Origin of the sequence: Zhongshania antarctica (genome assembly GCF_014202945.1) — a bacterium.
GTDB lineage: Bacteria > Pseudomonadota > Gammaproteobacteria > Pseudomonadales > Spongiibacteraceae > Spongiibacter > Spongiibacter antarcticus.
Map to the genome: position 1 here is coordinate 275,033 of NZ_JACHHW010000002.1, position 18,214 is coordinate 293,246.

At 49.3% G+C, this 18,214-nt stretch carries 14 protein-coding genes and 1 tRNA gene; 8 read left to right on the forward strand and 7 right to left on the reverse strand.

Annotated features, from left to right (window positions below; all coding sequences use genetic code 11):
* Positions 1-23 precede the first annotated feature (23 nt).
* Entirely contained in the window at positions 24-1,214 is a 1,191-nt protein-coding gene (locus HNQ57_RS04130; RefSeq protein WP_184461353.1) for a hypothetical protein, read from the forward strand.
* 157 nt (positions 1,215-1,371) lie between these two features.
* Here HNQ57_RS04130 and HNQ57_RS04135 read toward each other — a convergent pair whose 3' ends face one another.
* From HNQ57_RS04135 to HNQ57_RS04145, 3 genes are all read right to left on the reverse strand, one after another.
* Positions 1,372-3,360: an IS1 family transposase gene (locus tag HNQ57_RS04135; protein WP_184461354.1), complete on the reverse strand. Its 1,989-nt coding sequence runs from the start codon at positions 3,358-3,360 to the stop codon at positions 1,372-1,374.
* 112 nt (positions 3,361-3,472) lie between these two features.
* Positions 3,473-3,549: transfer RNA gene (locus HNQ57_RS04140), tRNA-Arg, on the reverse strand.
* A gap of 137 nt (positions 3,550-3,686) precedes the next feature.
* Entirely contained in the window at positions 3,687-4,346 is a 660-nt protein-coding gene (locus HNQ57_RS04145) for an alpha/beta hydrolase (RefSeq protein ID WP_184461355.1), read from the reverse strand.
* A gap of 281 nt (positions 4,347-4,627) precedes the next feature.
* Here HNQ57_RS04145 and HNQ57_RS04150 point away from each other — a divergent pair, with 281 nt between their 5' ends.
* From HNQ57_RS04150 to HNQ57_RS04160, 3 genes are all read left to right on the forward strand, one after another.
* The gene (locus HNQ57_RS04150; protein ID WP_184461356.1) at positions 4,628-5,095 is read left to right on the forward strand and encodes an NADAR family protein; all 468 of its coding nucleotides are present in this window, start codon (positions 4,628-4,630) and stop codon (positions 5,093-5,095) included.
* A gap of 227 nt (positions 5,096-5,322) precedes the next feature.
* Positions 5,323-8,100, forward strand: a complete 2,778-nt coding sequence (locus HNQ57_RS04155; protein WP_184461357.1) for a CehA/McbA family metallohydrolase domain-containing protein — start codon at positions 5,323-5,325, stop codon at positions 8,098-8,100.
* Between the two features lie 159 nt (positions 8,101-8,259).
* Positions 8,260-10,632, forward strand: coding sequence for a TonB-dependent receptor (locus HNQ57_RS04160; RefSeq protein WP_184461358.1), 2,373 nt, complete (start codon positions 8,260-8,262; stop codon positions 10,630-10,632).
* A gap of 129 nt (positions 10,633-10,761) precedes the next feature.
* Here the strand turns inward: HNQ57_RS04160 and HNQ57_RS04165 are convergent, their stop codons facing one another.
* Entirely contained in the window at positions 10,762-10,968 is a 207-nt protein-coding gene (locus HNQ57_RS04165) for a hypothetical protein (RefSeq protein WP_184461359.1), read from the reverse strand.
* A gap of 330 nt (positions 10,969-11,298) precedes the next feature.
* On the opposite strand from HNQ57_RS04165, the gene HNQ57_RS18025 reads away from it, so the two are divergent.
* Positions 11,299-11,421, forward strand: coding sequence for a hypothetical protein (locus HNQ57_RS18025; protein ID WP_264299215.1), 123 nt, complete (start codon positions 11,299-11,301; stop codon positions 11,419-11,421).
* 247 nt (positions 11,422-11,668) lie between these two features.
* Positions 11,669-13,138 carry an SDR family NAD(P)-dependent oxidoreductase gene (locus HNQ57_RS04170; RefSeq protein ID WP_184461360.1) on the forward strand — a complete coding sequence of 490 codons (1,470 nt, stop codon included), beginning with the start codon at positions 11,669-11,671 and terminating at the stop codon, positions 13,136-13,138.
* Positions 13,139-13,302: 164 nt separating this feature from the next.
* On the opposite strand, the gene HNQ57_RS04175 is transcribed toward HNQ57_RS04170, so the two are convergent.
* The gene (locus tag HNQ57_RS04175; RefSeq protein ID WP_184461361.1) at positions 13,303-14,004 is read right to left on the reverse strand and encodes a BamJ family beta-barrel-assembly machinery protein; all 702 of its coding nucleotides are present in this window, start codon (positions 14,002-14,004) and stop codon (positions 13,303-13,305) included.
* Positions 14,005-14,210: 206 nt separating this feature from the next.
* Here HNQ57_RS04175 and HNQ57_RS04180 point away from each other — a divergent pair, with 206 nt between their 5' ends.
* Positions 14,211-14,975 carry a hypothetical protein gene (locus tag HNQ57_RS04180; RefSeq protein ID WP_184461362.1) on the forward strand — a complete coding sequence of 255 codons (765 nt, stop codon included), beginning with the start codon at positions 14,211-14,213 and terminating at the stop codon, positions 14,973-14,975.
* Here HNQ57_RS04180 and HNQ57_RS04185 read toward each other — a convergent pair.
* Positions 14,972-15,493, reverse strand: a complete 522-nt coding sequence (locus HNQ57_RS04185) for a TIGR02444 family protein (protein WP_184461363.1) — start codon at positions 15,491-15,493, stop codon at positions 14,972-14,974. The two genes, HNQ57_RS04180 and HNQ57_RS04185, sit on opposite strands and share 4 nt — an antisense overlap.
* 33 nt (positions 15,494-15,526) lie before the next feature.
* Here HNQ57_RS04185 and HNQ57_RS04190 point away from each other — a divergent pair, with 33 nt between their 5' ends.
* A complete protein-coding gene (locus HNQ57_RS04190; protein ID WP_184461364.1) occupies positions 15,527-17,410 on the forward strand; it encodes an ATP-binding cassette domain-containing protein in 1,884 nt (627 codons plus the stop codon).
* Positions 17,411-17,426: 16 nt separating this feature from the next.
* On the opposite strand, the gene HNQ57_RS04195 is transcribed toward HNQ57_RS04190, so the two are convergent.
* A complete protein-coding gene (locus HNQ57_RS04195) occupies positions 17,427-18,089 on the reverse strand; it encodes a glutathione S-transferase family protein (RefSeq protein WP_184461365.1) in 663 nt (220 codons plus the stop codon).
* Positions 18,090-18,214: the final 125 nt, after the last annotated feature.

The following is an 18,214-nucleotide window of genomic DNA, read 5'->3' on the forward strand; positions in this document are numbered from 1 at the left end:
CAGTTAAATTTTGGGAGTAACGAGTGTCCCGTGCCGTAACCGCTGATCATGTCTTATTTGATGAATGTATAGACTCTTTTCGCATGCAACGAGCTGACTACCGTCCATTTATTCCTGGTGAAAGCTATTCATTTTTATTGACACCATTTGAATTAACTGACGAGTGGGATTTGGGGATATGCAAGGTATCTTCGTCGATTACAGTTGGTTTACCTGGAGCTTATTCGGCATTTATTAGCAAAGTAAAAAATCCTGATTGGGTGGATAATCATAATTCACACCTTTTTGGGATAGCTTTAGCAACAATCGTTTCGGCAATATCTCTTAAATTATGCAAGTCTACAAGAGATGACTATTTGTGTAGGCGCGATGATTTATCAAGTGACGACATTAATCAACTTGCAATACTATATCCAGTACTAGTTGCTGGCCCAGGTGCAACAAATCCAAGGATTCCCAAGGTAAAACAAGACATGATGCGGGCTGAGGTCGAAAATATTATTAATATTTTACGTTCTCTAGAATACAAGACGTACCGATCTGTCATGCAAAGCTTTCGGCTCATACATCTTTCATTATTAGCAAAGAGAGATGATTTTGGCCTTGCTTACCTTTTGGCAGTCTCCTCCATTGAGTCAATCGCTCAAAAAGCAATTAAAAGAGATAAAGTTAAGAAAAAGCATCCCGATGAAGTCGCATGGAAGCAGAAGGCAGAGGGCGACCCACTATTTCAAACGCTTCTTAGCGAGTATCTGGAGTCACGGGGAAAAAATGAGTATTTGAAAGAGCGATTTGTAAGGTTTATAAAAAAATATGCACCTATCGAGGAGTGGGAAAAATACATTCAACATCCGATGCAAGATATGGCTGATTCAATCAAAGAGGCAAATCCGTCTCACAACTTAGAACACTTAACTCGTAAGAGTTTTTTTGAGAAATATCCAGAGGACTTGACTGCCGAAGAGATAGATTCGATATTGGCTGATGCTTATGCCCACCGCTCATGTTTTGTTCATAGGGGGGAACAACCTCCTCACACTGACCCAAATTCTTCTTTTAATCGCTTCTTTCAAGAAGTCAGAGAGTATGACGGTTATAATATAAAAGAAGCAGTTCTTCCAAATTATGAATTGATTTTAGGCCTTGCCAAGAACTCAATATCTAATTGGTTATCCGAAAAATTTAGGCAAGCATTGCAGCCGAAAAATCCATAAATACTGTATGGAGATTGCGACCCTCATCGAGTTCGGTGTTTTTGAACGACTATCTGCCACCGAACTAGATATATTCATTCGGTTGTTAAGCCGCCGCATATCCAAGAGTGCGCGCCGGTGATGCTAGTTTCAGCGTATTCAGGCGTGGAATTAAATGTCAGAAGTAGATTATATCTTCTACTCGCACTTTACCTTTAGCCAGCCCCAACTTCATTGCCGGTGTTTTAGCGTCTTTTTTACTGACAAGGCAATAGTTGTAATAAACACGAAAAATATCGAGTAGCTTCTGAATCATTGCTGGATTGTAAGGACTATAGCCATACCAAGTTCGGCCTCCACTTGATGCTGACTTGATGGGGCGTTCAATCATGCTAAGGCGACGTCTAGCTTGCATAAAAAATCGATCAATTCCAAATGCGCTTGCCATATAAAAAAGTTGAGCCTGATGATCTAAGTCGTAATCCCCCATGTCAGTTAGCCAGCATACTGCTTTTTCTGGTTCGTATCGTTTAGCGATCGGGTGCAAAACCCATCGATCCCTCCATGGCCCTAATTCCTCAACCCGTTCAAGTTCGTCTCGAATTAGGGCCAGGTGCGCCTCCTTTTCAGTTGCTTCAGGATTGACAAGAAGGTAGGCCCGGACTCTTGCTGCCGTCATTTTGGTAGCTTCAATTTTCCTGTCTATAATCAGATCTTTTAAGTATTTTACGTACCAGCCGTCAGCGCTTCGATCTTTAACTCTATCGCCAAATGTGGCCATAAATGCAGCCCTGATTCCAGATTCTTGATCCATGTAAAATCTAACTTTCTCGGTATGCTTAAACATTTCTTTTAGAAAGAAGAAGTGGCCATACATCGTGTATTCAGAGTGAACCTGCATACCGTTAACAGGTAGCTGCATTGATTCTTCAAAATATTCACTCACTTCAGTATCCAGCCGCTCAAGAACACGGTTATATGCTTTTAAAACCTCATCAATGACATTTCCGCTTTCCGAGTCTTCGGCTGATATTTTAGCTTCTGTAATTGCGACCTGCTCAGCAGGTGTAACTTCTTGAGATGAAAAGATTCTTTCGATATCTTCCGGTGAAAATGACAGCTCGTATTTATATTCTAAATCTCTAATGATCTGCTCTAGCGAGGTCATGCGCCGATCACGATCTATCTCTTTTTGGCTTGAAAGCTTTTCCCTATGCTTTTTCTTAGATGCAGCAACAGCCGAATTATAATCGTCTTCTAGCCAATAGTGCCCCCATTGACGGAAAGCCTGATCTTTATCAAGGTCACCTAATAATTTCGCCTCTTGATTGATATCAGCAGGCTTGAACGTATCATCATAATTAACAGTAAGCGGGAAGACATAGCCCGATCGGTTATCTGCGGTACCAACACCCATGAATTGAACGTGCCTACGAATTTTCGCGCTTCGCCAGTTGGAATGATACATCTGCCTATCTGTACTGAGATAAAGCCTCTTATGCGATATTTCTCCGCTCAAGTATCGTCGCTCTCGATCTCCGATAAATCGCATGCACTGATCATGAAAAAAATCGATGCGTCGGTAGAGCGTGTGTTTATCAATATCTGTTATTTCTAAAATTCTTCCCAAAGGCATTTTATTCATCAAAAGTTTGAATAGGATGATATTAAGGTGAGTATCTGTCTGTCGCCTTACTGGACGGATTCTTATGGAGAAGGTTTTTCCACATCCCTCAGCTTTACACTGATATCTGGCCGAACCGGAATCGGTAACTCCGAATTTACGATACGCGCTAGGGTGCGTGTAGATTCCAAGCGCGTGATGAGCGCACGCCTCATTCCTGCATGATGGTTCATCACGCCTAATATAGCCGGCGATACGATTAAGTTCCGATGCTATGCCAATATTCGACTTGGCAGCAAAGACCTCGCCACACGACTTACATTTATAGGCTGGCGCTCTTTTGCCAACAGCAACTAAGGTATAGCATGGGTCTGCGCCCGTCTTTTTACCACGACTACTACCTCTTTCACCCTGCGTAGCAGGGATATGGAAGTTAGCGCACTGAGGGTTTTTACAGAAGTTTACTTGAATGCCCTGGCAGGCTTCTGGGACACGCGGGTCTTTTATGGGCTGATGATCTGTCGGAGATTTTACCGGCGGCATTTGCATATCCCCTTACATGTATATCTATACAGTGTAAGGGGATTGTAGCAGAGGCGGCTGGAATATCAACAGATAGCCGCACTCCCTTTGCACAAGGCCGGCTTTTTGGTTTTGGTGCGCCCGAGAGGATTCGAACCTCTGACCTCTGCCTCCGGAGGGCAGCGCTCTATCCAGCTGAGCTACGGGCGCGAAATGGGTACTTCACGAAGCGCGACACTATAACAGAGAGGGTTTCCCGCCTCAATCGGCCGCGGCCATTTACTTACTAATACTGGGCGAATATGGGCTAAGCAGCCAAAATGCGATCAGTTTGCCTAGGCACCGGTTTAAGCCAGCTTAAGCCACTCTTTGAGGCTGTTACCGATATCGACTATTTCCTCGTTGCAGACTTCGTGCTGCATGGAGTAACTGCGGTACTTTGGCTTATAGCCCATGCTTAGCAAAATTTGATTAGCAGTATGTCCCATCGATTCCTGCACCATTGGGTCTTGGGTTCCGTGAAAAATATGAATCGGCAGTGCTTTGTTCGCTTCCGAGAGCGTCACTTCCTTTGCAGTGGCGAAATACGTCGACATGGTCATTAAACCGGCCAGGGGCTTGGGGTATGAAAGCGCCGCGTGATACACCACGGCGCCGCCCTGACTAAAACCCGCCAATACGATGCGCTCGCTCGCTATACCGGCATCCAATTCGCGCTGTATTAATTCGCCCACGGCGGCGGCCGATGACTCTATCTGGACCAGGTCAATTTCCCGCTCTATCGACATAGCCAGTATGTCGTACCACGCCGGCATCACCATACCGCCATTTATCGTGACAGGTATCTCTGGGGCGTGGGGAAACACAAAACGAACCCCGTGCTTGTCTGGCAAACCGAGATGAGGGACTATCGGCACAAAATCGTGGCCGCTAGCACCCAAGCCGTGCAGCCAAATTACAGTCGCATCGTGCGCGCCTTTCGGTTCTATTACTTCACATTTGAGCAAGGTCTCGCTCCTTAGCGGTTATAAATTTTGGATAGAATATCACGGTCAGTCTAGTCAAGCCCCTACACAATCGCACTACCCAATGAATGACACCACGCTAATTCCGTATTAAATTTCACACGAGTATTCCGCTCAACTTAGCCCGCAAAATCGCCGCGAAAATAATTCAAAAACTAGCGCAATGCCATCGACGCCGACAATACGCCAGCATTAGCAACAGGCCCCATGGACAAAAGCCTTTATACTATTGGCCTTACCGTTGTTTGATTTGGAGTAACCAGATGCTGTTTGATGAAAAAGAGAAGAAATTGCTCACGCTCACAAGGGACGATGCGAGTCACCCATTAGCATCCTATGCGAAAAAATATTTCAAGCTGGATGGCTTCGAGTGGCCTTCGGTAGAGCACTATTACCAAGCGATGAAATTTGATGACGCCGAATATCGCGAACAGATTCGTCTAGCCGCTCACCCAGCGGATGCAGCTAAACTCGGTAAAAGTAAACGACACCAACGCCGCAAAGACTGGAAGAAAAATAGCGTAACCTACATGACCCGCGCTACCTATATTAAGGCCCGCACCCATGCAGAGGTTGCTCAGATGCTATTGGAATCCGGCGACATGGAAATTAAGGACCTGAGTCAGTACGACTACTTCTGGGGCAGCGGTCGCGACCTGCGCGGTGAGAACGCCTTTGGGAAGATGCTGATGGGTGTTCGGAAAAAACTGAGGGAAGAGCTGGTAAAATGATTCGTATATAGTGTTAGAGCGCCAAACAGTATTACGCTGACAAATTCATTACCAAGGCGCGAATCACTGACGTATCGGTTGAATCACCTTCGTTTAAGTAATTATTCAAAATAAAAATAACAAATAGCTGGTTAATGAACACATGAAAAAATTAACAAAGTCCCGCGTCATTTTACCGTCATGTAATCTGTGTAAACTCGCCGCCTGCATTTTCGTCGGGGTGTACCATGCATAAATTACAACCAATTGCGCTACTATCATGCTTACTGCTTTATGCGTGTGGGGGCGGTACTTCAAAGGCAATTCCGCAAAACAGTGAAAATGTTTCTGCGCCGCCCAGTAATCACATAATCATTTCCGGTGAAGATCACATCGCCCCAGCACTTGAACACCGGCTTTATGCCAACACGGAATCAACGAAGCCACTTCCGGGAGAATGGGTCTGGTCTGTTGATCAGGGCGAATCGCTAATACAAAACTTACAGGTGGATGGCCACGTTTTGCGTTTTACACCGTTTGAGACAGACGGCGTACATCGGCTTCGTTTTTCCGTAATATATGAAGAGAGCACAGACCGCATAAGTGCCAGCAAATCACTATTCTTGCATCCCGCCGATGACGAGACGATGGCGCCTCTAGTATCCGCAGGCGACCCATTCACAGCCGATGAAGCCAGCGCGACCACACTTCAGGGCCGAGCCCAAGCCCAAGGGGGGCGAAGTATTCGACGACTCCAGTGGCAGCAAATTTCCGGGCCACAGGCGCAAATTATTGGCGCAAATGATCAAGATCAACTTTCATTACTGCTACCCCAAGTACGAGTCGCTGACGAGATACAGTTCCGCCTCACTGCCAGCGATAGCGGGGGCTTTCGCAGTGAAGCAAGAGCAGTGGTTTTCATCCGCAACAGCCTGGCCAATCAGCTTCCCGAAGTAAATGCCGGTCCTGCTAAGCAAGCAATGGGCAGAGAACGTGTTCACCTCAATGGTGAGGCTATTGATCCTGATGGCGATATCGTGGGTGTGCAGTGGCGTGTACTTGCCCCATTTGCGCACATAGCGATTGAAAACGCCGACCAGTTTCAAGCGAGCTTTATTGCGCCTAACGTAGCAGAAGCCACTGAGCTAACACTGCGATTGCGAGCAAGTGATGATGAGAACGGATATAGCGAAGCCGATACCGTTATCACAATCCTGCCTGGCGCCAATACGGCCCCGACAATTACGGTATTTTCAGTAGATCCCGGCGTCGCGTATAATGACGAAATCGTCCACTTGTCCGCCGACGCCAACGATGCCGATGGCGATGATTTGCACTTCTCATGGCAGATCCTCCATGACGGGGCGAGCGCCGCGATCGCGCTGCGCAACGAGCATACCCCCAAGGCTAGCTTTACTGTTCCGCAACTCGATAATGCCTACAACGCAGAGGTAGTGCTCGACGTCAGCGACGGTCGCGCCATCAGCCGCCAAACCTACAATGTTCAATTACTTCCCCGTCAACAATCCCAGCCTGATGCCGTGTCCTGCCTAATCGCGCCATTGCAACAGGGTTGTCCGCTATACCCAGTCGCGGCACTTTTGGATGCTCAAAATTTTACATCCTGCCGTAACCCCTTAGACGAGAGCTGTTTACTTGGCGATCTGATTGGCCCCGCACTGCGACAGTGTTTAAATGAAAACGACCCCAGTGATTGCCGTGACGGACTTCAGCAACTTTATGACCCAAGTTACGTTCTGGAACAACTGGGCACCGAACATCCGGCAGACGCCTGCACTCCAGCCTATGATAAACAAAGTTTTGAGCATTATATCGGCGCCTTGCATGAACATACCGGTTACTCAGACGGCGTGCCCATGACCAAGCCTGCTGACGTATTTCGTGAAGTGCACCAAAAAGGCTATGACTTTGCGGCGGCATCCGATCATTCAGACACACTGCAAATACCCCTTTCTGTAGGTCTGGGTCGCGCTGAGTGCCCACCGGAAAAATTTCTATACTGTGTGTTTCTTGTCGATGAAACGCGCCCCCAGGACGCACTCGCAAAGTGGGCCGCAACCTTAAACCAAACCACCACAGCAAGTACCCCTGAATTTACAGCCATTCGTGGCTTTGAATGGACATCTGACCGCTTTGGACATGCAAATGTGTTTTTCTCGCAGAATTTTATCAACGCGAAAACGGGGATGGGCTATGCCGTGAGTATGCTTGATTTCTGGCAGTGGTTCTCTTACCCCGCAGCCTTTGGCGGCGGCAATGACGGCTTGTTAAGTTTTAACCACCCTGGCCGTGAAGACTCGATAGAAAGTGTCTTTGAATCTTTAGGCGGCGACCCCGCATACACCTTTAACGACTTTCGCTACGTCCCGGCTGCTGACTACCGCACAATAGGGCTGGAGGTTTTCGGCAAGGGCAGCGAATACGATAGCGACGGCCCCAATGGCAGCTGGCTAGCTTACGCCTTGGACAAAGGGTGGCATCTCGCCCCCATCAGCTCGGAAGACCACCACGGCTTAGCCTGGGGAGACAAAAGCCTGCCTAAAACCGTACTGATATCTCGTTCACGCAGCCTCGACGATTTGCGGGAAGCGATGCTCGCTCGACGCGCCTATGCTCTCGCCCAAAATTACGACGATGTGAGGGCCACATTCTATATTGACAATAAACCTATGGGATCTCGTTTGCGGCGCAGTAGCGGGACGGCGATGCCAATTCACGCAGAGGCTTTACGCGCGGGACAAACCATGACAACCGCGCTGATCCAGCTGGTTGGCCCAGGCAATGAAGTATTCGCAGAATCTAGAGGTGGAATATTGCAGACCGAGGTCACCGCCCCCGACACCAAAACCTATTTGTTTTTGCGCATTGTGGATACCGCTGCACAAAACCGACCAATCGTTTTCACCGCACCGATATGGATCATGCCGGGAGAAGAGGCGCTACCCCCTTGCCTGCCACCTGAAATATGGCGCGGTGATAGCTTATTTCATCCCGCTGCGCCCTAAACCCATATCCAGCCAAAGACGAATCAAAACAAGAAAACCTGCCCCGAGCGAATTTTGTCGTCTGCGGACAATAATGGCGGGGCAAGCTAATAACTTAGCTAGCACGCCACACTATCGTTAACTGCTATATACCCCACAATAAAATACATAGGGAATTTAATGAGCAAGCACGAGAAAATGTCGCGCTCTATACAGGCCCGCAGCACCCTATTTGGTGTACTCATTTCGGTGGTAGGTGTGTCGGCGTGGGCAGCTACCCCCCGAATGATCGAAGAAGTGATTGTGACGGCCAACAAGAAGGCCGAAAGCGCGCAGGACGTACCCTTATCGATATCGGTTATTAGCGCTGATTTCATTCAGGAATCGGGCATTGCCGACGTCAGCGAAATTACCCGCTACATCCCCAATGTCACCTTTGATGCGTCCTTGGCCCTTTACACCACCATCACCATACGCGGCTTTGGCACACCGCCATTGGGCGTTGGGTTTGAGCCGTCGATTGGTTTAGTCATAGACGATGTACCCTATGGGCGATCGACCTTCGCCCAAGATGCGGTGTTTGATATTGATCGCCTCGAAGTATTACGCGGCCCGCAAGGTACCTTATTCGGGAAAAACACCTTAGGTGGCGTATTAAATTTCCACACTATGGACCCAACCGCAGAACCTGAAGGCTTTATTAAGCTCGGGCGTGGCGAAAACATCGAAAGCAGCACTGCAGAGGCCGCCTTGTCCGGCCCCCTGATAGGCGATAGTTTACTCGCCCGCGTCGCAATGCGTGTCAGTGCCGCCGACACCTTGGAATTTAACAGCACACGAAATGAGCAACAGACCCAAGACGATAAGGCGCTGCGCTTAAAATTAGCATGGCTCATTAGCGATTCACTGTCGGCTAACTTTACCGGCCTCTACGCGGAGTCAATGACTAAGGGCTACACCCAGTCGTTAACCAAGGCTAGCGAACGCAGCCTGCGGGTATTTCGCGAATACGACCCTAAAGTTGAAGCCGACGCCTACGACCAAAATACCTCCACTGACTCACCGACTCGCTCAGATCGCGAAGTTCAAGCGGCATCACTCAGTCTCATCTGGCGACCAGATAGTTTAATTGGCATTCAAGCTCCGGAACTCACCGCCATTGCAGCTTGGTCTGAAGTCATCATTCCCTACTCGTTAGACGTTGATTACTCCCCAGTAAACTTAGTTGCCTTTAATGAGCCGCCCGATGGAAACCCTTACTCATCCAGCTCACTGGAAGTGAGACTCGCAGGTGAAATAGCACCGCCATTTGGTTTGGGCGAAAGCCTCGACATGGTCGTTGGGGTATTCGCCCAGCATTCGACCAATAGTGTTTTTCAAGAAATTGATGTCGACCTGAACGGCCTTATTGCCTTTGGCCGCGCGGGGGCCATAGTGCAAAACATCCAGTTCCCCCTTGATCCTATATTGATCGGTCTCCCGGTCGATACCAGCGGCCTCATTATTGGCGGCTTAGAGCGGGAGCGCTATATTTCTGGAACAGATGCCGAAACCGACTCCTTTGCGCTATTTTCGCAATTCAACTGGTCTTTCACCGAACGCTTAACAGCGACGTTTGGATTGCGCTACGGCGCAGACGAATCCAGTGGCGCGTCTTTTTCCCAAGTTGCTGACGGCAACAGCATTTCGGGCGGCTCGCTCAATCAGCGCAATTTTGACGCGCCGAACCTCAAACGCAAAGAAACCAATGTTTCGCCCAAGTTCGCTTTAAACTACGCCGTATTGCCCGATGTGAATGTCTATATGAACGCGGCTAAAGGCTTTAAGGCCGGCGGCTTTGATCCCGCGCCACTCAATGATGATCATTTACAGTATGACGGTGAAGAAACGCTCACCTATGAAGCAGGTATAAAATCTCGCCTGCTTGGTGGATCGCTCACGCTCAATATGGCGGTTTTTGATAGTGATGTTAAAAACCTACAAATCCGCACCTTCTCTGGCGTTACCCTCACGACCTTTAATGCCCCAGAGTCGGCCAGTCGCGGCGCCGAAATGGACTTTTTCTGGCTGCCGCCCATCGACGGTTTAAGCTTAGCAGGGAGTCTCGCCTATTTAGACGCCAACTACGTCTACTTTCCAGAGGGCCCACCGCTGTTCACACCTGAACAAGATCAAACCCAAGACCTCAGCGGCAGGCCCTTACCATACGCACCGCGCTGGTCAGGCTCGTTGTCGCCGCGCTGGGAAATACCGCTGTTTGGTAGCGACCACCTGCTCGGCAGCATTCGCATGAATATTTCGTACACTGGCGAACGCTACCAAGACTCTGATATTGACCCGAACACCTTGCAGGATGAAATTACACGTATTGATGCCGGCCTGGGGCTGCGCTCAGAACGCGATCAATGGTCTGTTAATTTTCAAGCGCGCAACCTAAGCCGAGAGCAAGATTCTGTTTTAATTCTCGATCAACCCTTAATTCCGGGTAACTACACAAAAGCCCCATTACCCGACCAAACAACCTACCAAATGGATGTAAGGTTTAGTTTTTAACATGCATTAAAAATCGGGCATACCCTTTCGCGCTTGCCCGATTCAAAAAATTAAATAGCAATGAATACCTTATTCATTAGGCCTTTTTTACGCGCCACCATTTTTCATTACCATCAATAAAAATTGCGATCACTTCAATATTTTTATTATTTTTGTAAGGATGATGTCACTCCGCTCAACAGCTTCCACCCGACGTTTATTTTCTCGGGTAGAAAGCACCTCATCAACTTCAGTTATAAAAAGTAATTCTTCCTTCCCTCCGAGCATCATCGAAGCATGTCGGGTTGCCACACCCGAAAATAAAAAAGAGGATATAATGATTAAAAATAGCTTCATTATTATTCCCTTATTAACTTAAGCTCCTTGCATTATTATATTGGCTTAATCGCGTTGAGCAATTGCCATCGGGAATAAAACCCCTCGCCATACCCTCAAGAAAATATTCTTCCCAATCAAAATTGAAGCCGTATTTTTCCGGCCTAAGCGGTGTAAATCAAACTGTGTCCATATTCCAAATTTACAAGATGCGGCTTGCCCTTATAGCGAAGCACTAAGTCACGAGCGAAGATATATTGGCAGCAGAGAATTACTACCAAAACATTTTCTGGCGATGCACCACCAGTTTTCCAATACTATACTTACAGCACGTCAACAGGAGAGAAGGCGATGATTAATAGCAAGGATGACGCTATGACCCCAAGCAGCAATAACGATCTGTTCAACACTCACATTGCACTATTACTGGGCACGATGGCGATCTTAATGCTCTTTATGCCGGAAATTCGCTAAGCCGGAATAGCCCTGCCCGCCACGCCGACCGCCTGAGCTATTAGCTGTATTAGAAACGCATAAGCAACTATTTGGCGCTTAAGCTAACACCGCCAATGCGTGTTGCTATCAGTCTATTATCTCTATAAGTAAATCCCTCCCTAAACCGACTATTTATTGATCGGAGTCTTTTCATTACGCGTACAAGGAGTACATTGAGATAAACTCCGCGTCTTGAACGGCAGCGAAGTACACAGGATATTTCGCCATGCTACATACGCTAGATGAACGCATTACCGTAAAGCGCAAGCTCGCCGATTGCTTCGCATACCTACGCGACTTTTCGACCATTGAGCAATGGGATCCGAGCGTACTCAGCGCTCATAAAATCACCGCCGGCTCAGTTATTATTGGCAGCCAGTACCAGCTCGAGCTAAAAATGCCCGGCGCCCAACACATCGCAATGCACTACACTCAACTCGCCATTAAAGAACAAGAATTACTCGTATTAGAAGGGCACGGTACCAATTTTACGGCCCTAGACACATTACACTTCAAGGCACTGAACGCTAATACCACCGAAATTCATTATCGAGCAGAATTAAATTTCGAGGGTTTATCCTCGCCTGCATATTTATTGCTTAAACCTATTCTTAATCGCATTGGAAAAAATGCCGCGCGGGGCTTAAAACAGGCGCTTGAAATTCCGGACATGCCTAAGAAAAGGCTAAAAGACCGCATCGGCGACCACCTTCTTGTACCCGCCGCCCTGAACTTTGGTCGTCGCGGCTACTTACGGCAACCGCGAAAATCCCACGCAAGTCGGCTTGACGGCAAAGTCATTGCGATTACCGGCCCTACCGCCGGCCTGGGTCTTAGTGCCGCGAGCGAACTCTCCCGCCTTGGCGCCGACCTTATTTTAATCGGCCGAGACAAATCCCGCTTAAACCAATCAGCCAAGCACATAATGGGGTTCAGTGGCTGTAGGGAAAACCAACTTAGCTGCTATGAAATCGATTTCTCGAATCTCGAAAACACCGCCAATCTGGGCCGCCGCATTAGCACAGAACATCCCTGTATTGACGTATTAATAAACAATGCGGGTGCATTGTTTAACGCGCGGGAAGTGAGTGATGAAGGTTTTGAACGCAGTATTGCGGTAAATTTTTTGGCGCCCACCCTACTCACAAACGTGCTCAGCCCCAGCTTACACAAAGACAGCCGCGTAATTAATGTGGTGTCTGGGGGGCTTTATACCCAAGGGCTTGCGCTCGACGATATGCAGTTTTGCAAGCCACCTTACAATGGCAGCAAAGCCTACGCCCGCGCCAAGCGCGCACTCCTCACTATGAGCCAGCACACAGAAACGACAGCGATTGTCCACAACATGCACCCTGGCTGGGCGGCGACACCAGGCCTGGCAAAATCGCTGCCGGCATTTAACAAAGCCCTCCGCCCTCTCCTCAGAGACAGTCGAATGGGTGCAGACACCATGGTGTGGTTGGCCTCAGCGCCGGAGTTAGCCAACTTTCGGCATACTAGGCTATGGTTTGACCGCCAAATCCATACCGATACCGTGCTACCTGGTACCGGCAGTACTAAGAGCGACATCGAAAAACTTCGGCAATGGAGCAATGACGTCTTATTCAAGTACCTTAAACCAAAAGAGCATGGGCAATTTCCTACACAACAGAGTGCAGATCTCCAGTTTCTAAGTACGGTGAAGGGAGTAAACTGATTTTCGTCAAGGATGACATTGGTGCATACAAGGATGTACGGCACCACTCGCCGACTCATTGAGTCGGCACTTATTCTTTCGGCAGAGCGTAGCAGTAGCGGATTTAGTTATGCGATGACGAAAAAAAGCCCCGACTAGCGGGGCTTTTTCATTTTACCAGCAGCTTACTCAGCGCCAGCAATCGAAATCAACTCAACGTCAAACACTAGCGCGGCATTCGGGCCGATCATTTGGCCTGCACCACCGGCGCCATAAGCGAGTGATGGTGGAATAAACAACTTCCACTTGGAACCTACTGGCATAAGTTGCAGGGCTTCAGTCCAACCCGGAATAACACCACCCACTGGGAAGCTCACGGTTTCGCCACGCTGATAGGAGCTATCAAACACAGTGCCATCGAGCAGTGTGCCATGGTAGTGCACTTCAACGGTATCTTCTGCTGTTGGCTTGGCACCTTTGCCTTCAACCAAAACCTGATATTGCAAGCCGCTTTCAGTCGTCACTACACCTTCAACACTGCCATTTTTGGCGAAAAAGGCGTCTGCCTCAGCCTTGTTTTTACCGCCCGCAGCTTGGGCTTCTTCCTGACGCTCGGCCAACTGCTTCTGTTGGTAAGCCTGCAGGGTACTCATGATCTCTTCTTCAGTCATTTGCATTTCGCCACCAGCAAGGGCATCACGAACCCCAGCACTAAAGGCGTCAACATCCAAAGGCAGATCATCACCGAAACGAGCGCCAATGTTCGCGCCAATACCGTAACTTACTTTGCCAATTTCGCTACCTAAATCAGCTTTTGATGACTTATCACCGCCGCAAGCTGTCAGCAGACCACTCATTACCACCGCACATACCAGTGTTTTATTCATGTAACTACCTTAATTTTATGGGTAAAAAAAACCGTCGTGGATTCGACATGGAGTATCAGACCATAGTCTGCCACAAGCGTTCCACCAGACACAGTGGCAACACCAATAAATACTTAACAGCACTGAACGTTACAGAGATAGATTCTCCGCGACAAGTTTGTATAATGAAGATTGATGTTATTTTAACCACTTACAGGGTTAAACTCATGGCCAGTAGTAATAATAACAAGGGCGCGTCCACAAGCAGCCCAATAATAGCGTTAAACCAACTCCAATCTGAGCTATATGCACTGAGAGAGAAGCATATTCACGCCCTTGAAATAGCACTTGCTGCACTGGAGAAGGAAGAGGACAAGCAAAAAACATTACTCGACAAAACCCGCGCGCAGCTTAAACAATACCAAGATCGGCTAAAAGACCCAAAAAATGCCAAGCCCAGCGCCCAAGGTCGGCTAAAAACCAGTTTAGCGAGTGCCCAACGCAATTTTGACAGCGACCAAACCACTCTGGCTCAACTGCGTGGCAATATCATTGAGCAGCGCTTAACCCTTCGCAAAGAAAAAGCCGTACTTAAAGCCATGCTTGAGACCGACAAATCACTCAGTAAAACAGGCAATAAGCCCGCGGCCAAAGCAAGTCCAGCTAAGCAAGTCGCGGCGCCTGCACCAAAAACACCCGCCCCGGCAAAAGCAAAAGTAGCTGCAGCTAAACCAGCCGCCGCACGCAAAGCCAAGTCCCAGGCGACGGCAAAAGCAAAACCTACAGAGCCAAAATCACCGCCTAAATCAGTCGAAACTGGCGCTATGCCCGCAATTAAGGCCGAGTTAGCCAAAATCACGCTCGAGACAGTGCCAGACAAAACATCGGTAAATCTGCCAAAGCCCAAGCGTCGAGTTCGACGTATGAGCGATATACCCAGCCACCCTGATAAAGCGGCAGATCGCTTAGCCAGCTTATTTGATGATTTTTAGGTCGCAGCCGCCAAGGACGACGCCAATTCACTAAGGCAAGCTGCCAACTTAATTTGTTCGCTGCCTTTATAGCGTTTGGCATACATCGTTAAATTGGCCAAATAGCGATTTTGGCTCTTAGGCTTGGCGTTGCCCGAAAACCCACCTAATTGCTGGGCCAGCGCCTCAATCTGCAAGCGCTCCGCCGCCAATTCAGCGTTTTTCAAGGCGCGGTATAAATCTTGCCGCTTAGACCCTTCGGCTTTACGACGCAATTCCCGCAGCGGCAGCACATAGCTTTCGCGCAACTCTGCCGATACCGCCACCAGCTCAGTCACTTGGGTCGACGACCAACAACGCTCGGCACAGGCCCAATAACCGGCCGCCAACAGCAAATTTACATCCAAGCCATAACGATCTTGCAGGACTAAACACTGGGCTTGGATCGCCGGTTGCGAGTACACTGCCAGCGCATAATCCCAGAGCGGGTAATCTTGCAACGCGCCCTGGGGTCGATCATCGACAAATTTTTCATCCATTAGGAATTACTCACGCTATAATCGCGGCCCATCATGATAGAACTCCTGAATCTCAGCTTACAACGCGGCGGCAAACCATTATTAGAGGCCGTCGACCTCCGAGTGAATCCCGGCGAGCATATTGCGCTAGTTGGCGCCAATGGCAGCGGAAAATCCAGCCTTTTTCAACTGCTCTGCGGCAAACTTGTCGCCGACAGTGGCGAACTGCGCCTGCCCAGCAATTGGCAGATTGCCCAAATGCGCCAAGAAGTCGATGCCAGCGATCAGCCTGCCATTGAATATGTGATCGACGGGCACCACCGCTTCCGTGAAATAGAGGCGAGTATTGCCGCTTGCCACGACGACCACCAACTGGCCGAGCTTCACGGCGAACTCGATCTGATAAACGCCTATCAGATTCGCAGCGACGCCGAGCGCCTACTTACCGGCCTCGGTTTCAAACTGAATGAGCTAGAAAATCCCGTCACTGATTTTTCTGGCGGCTGGCGTATTCGTCTCAATTTAGCCCAGGCACTGATGTGTCCCTCAGACCTAATGCTGCTAGACGAACCCACTAACCACCTCGACCTTGATGCCAGCCTCTGGCTAGAACAGTGGCTGCACCGCTACGAGGGCACCCTGTTATTGATTTCTCACGACCGTGACTTTATCGACGCCTGTTGCGACCACGTTGTTCACCTTGAGCGCGAAACCCTGACTCGCTATCGCGGCAACTACTCAGCCTTCGAGCGCCAACGCGGCGAGCGGATGGCCCAGCAACAGCAGGCGTTTGAGAAGCAGCAAGTCGTACGCGCCCATATGGAGGACTTTGTTCGTCGCTTCCGCGCCAAAGCTACCAAGGCCAAACAGGCTCAGAGCCGCCTTAAAGCATTAGAGCGCATGGCCGATATTGCACCAGCACACATCGACTCACCTTTTCACTTTAAATTTTACGAGGCAACCCAGTTCTCAGACCCCCTGCTGAGCTTGTCGCAAGCCGATCTTGGCTACGACAGCGCCATTGTTAAAAAGCTGAATTTAAGTATTCACCCCAATACGCGTCTCGGCTTACTCGGCGCCAACGGCGCGGGCAAATCGACGCTGATGAAAACCCTGGCTGGCAGCCTCAAGCCTCTGCATGGTCAACGCCAACAGGGCGAGCACCTGTACATGGGTTATTTTAACCAGCACCAGCTAGAGTCACTGGATTTGGCCGCCAGCCCGATACTGCAATTGCAACGTCTGCGGCCGACTGCCCGCGAACAGGAAATTCGCAATTTCATTGGTGGCTTTAATTTTCACGGCAGCCACGCCGAACAGAGCTGCGAAAATTTCTCGGGCGGCGAGAAAGCCCGACTGGCACTGGCACTCATTGTTTGGCAAAAACCGAACCTCTTGCTGCTTGACGAGCCAACCAACCATCTAGACTTGGAAATGTGTCACGCGCTCACCAGCGCCTTACAAAATTTTGAGGGCGCGGTAATTCTCGTGTCCCACGACCGCCATTTACTGCGTAATACCGTGGACGAATTTTTACTGGTCGACAGTGGCAAAGCGGAGCCCTTTGACGGCAGTTTGGACGATTACCGCCACTGGCTGCTAAACCGCGATAAAAGCGCACCTGCAAGCGAACTAGACAACAGCGCGCCCTTGGTCGACAAAAAGCAAGCTCGCCAAGACGCCGCCGCCCGCCGGGCGCAACTCGCGCCACTAACCTCAAAAATCAAAAAACTCGAACAGCAAATGAGTAAGCTCGGCGAACAGATGTCCGCAATTGAAGCGCAACTTGCCGATATAAGCCTCTACGATGAAGCAAATAAGAATAAACTTAAGCAGGTACTCGCCGAGCAAACGCAGCTGCGAACGAAGAACGATGACACCGAGGAGCAGTGGCTAGCACTGCAAGAAGAGTTAGAACTACTAGAAGCCGGGGTTTAAGCCCCGGCTCAGTTTGTTACTTAGATTTCATCGCCTGCAAAAAAGCCGCCATACCTTCTTGATTGGCCTTGTCGAGCTGTTGTGAAATATCTTGACCGGCCATACGCTTGCTCCACTGCGCCAAGCCCGGCACCTCGGCGACAAGGTCCCACTGATAAATAGCATGGGCGCACATGCCCGCGGGAATTAAGGCGTAACGCAGCACAATATCCGCCATGCTCACGCTATCACCCGCCACATAGGGGCTTTCCGGCAACTGAATCAGCGCAGCCAAGGCCTTACAGCCCTTCGTCAGGGTTTCCCGCGACTCAGCTTTAATATCATCGCTCACCACTTTGCCCGCCAACACCTCGGGAAATAAGCGCCGCGCAGGCAGCTCAATATACAACTCCGCTACCTTCATAATTTCATTTACTTTGGCACGCTGAAACGCGTCCGCAGGGTAGAGCGGCTTTTCTGGGTAAGCGGCCTCTAAATAGCTCAGAATCACGCTGGTCTCTGCTAGACAACCCTGCTCAGTTTCAATACACGGCACCTTACCCATGGGGCTTTTATCAATGTACGCAGGATCTGCACCGGGGAAAGTCGTAACTTCGTCAAACGCGAGCCCCTTATAAAGCATCGCGTGTTTGACCATATTGAAATAATTGCTTACTGCAAAACCGTATAATTTGAGCATGGCACTCCCCTCTCGTTTTAATTAGATCCAACCCGTTCCGGCAAGGCGACAATGTTACCACCAGCAACATACACCATTGCCACTACCAGCGCAGCATCGCCAAGCTGACAAGATGGTAATTTGCT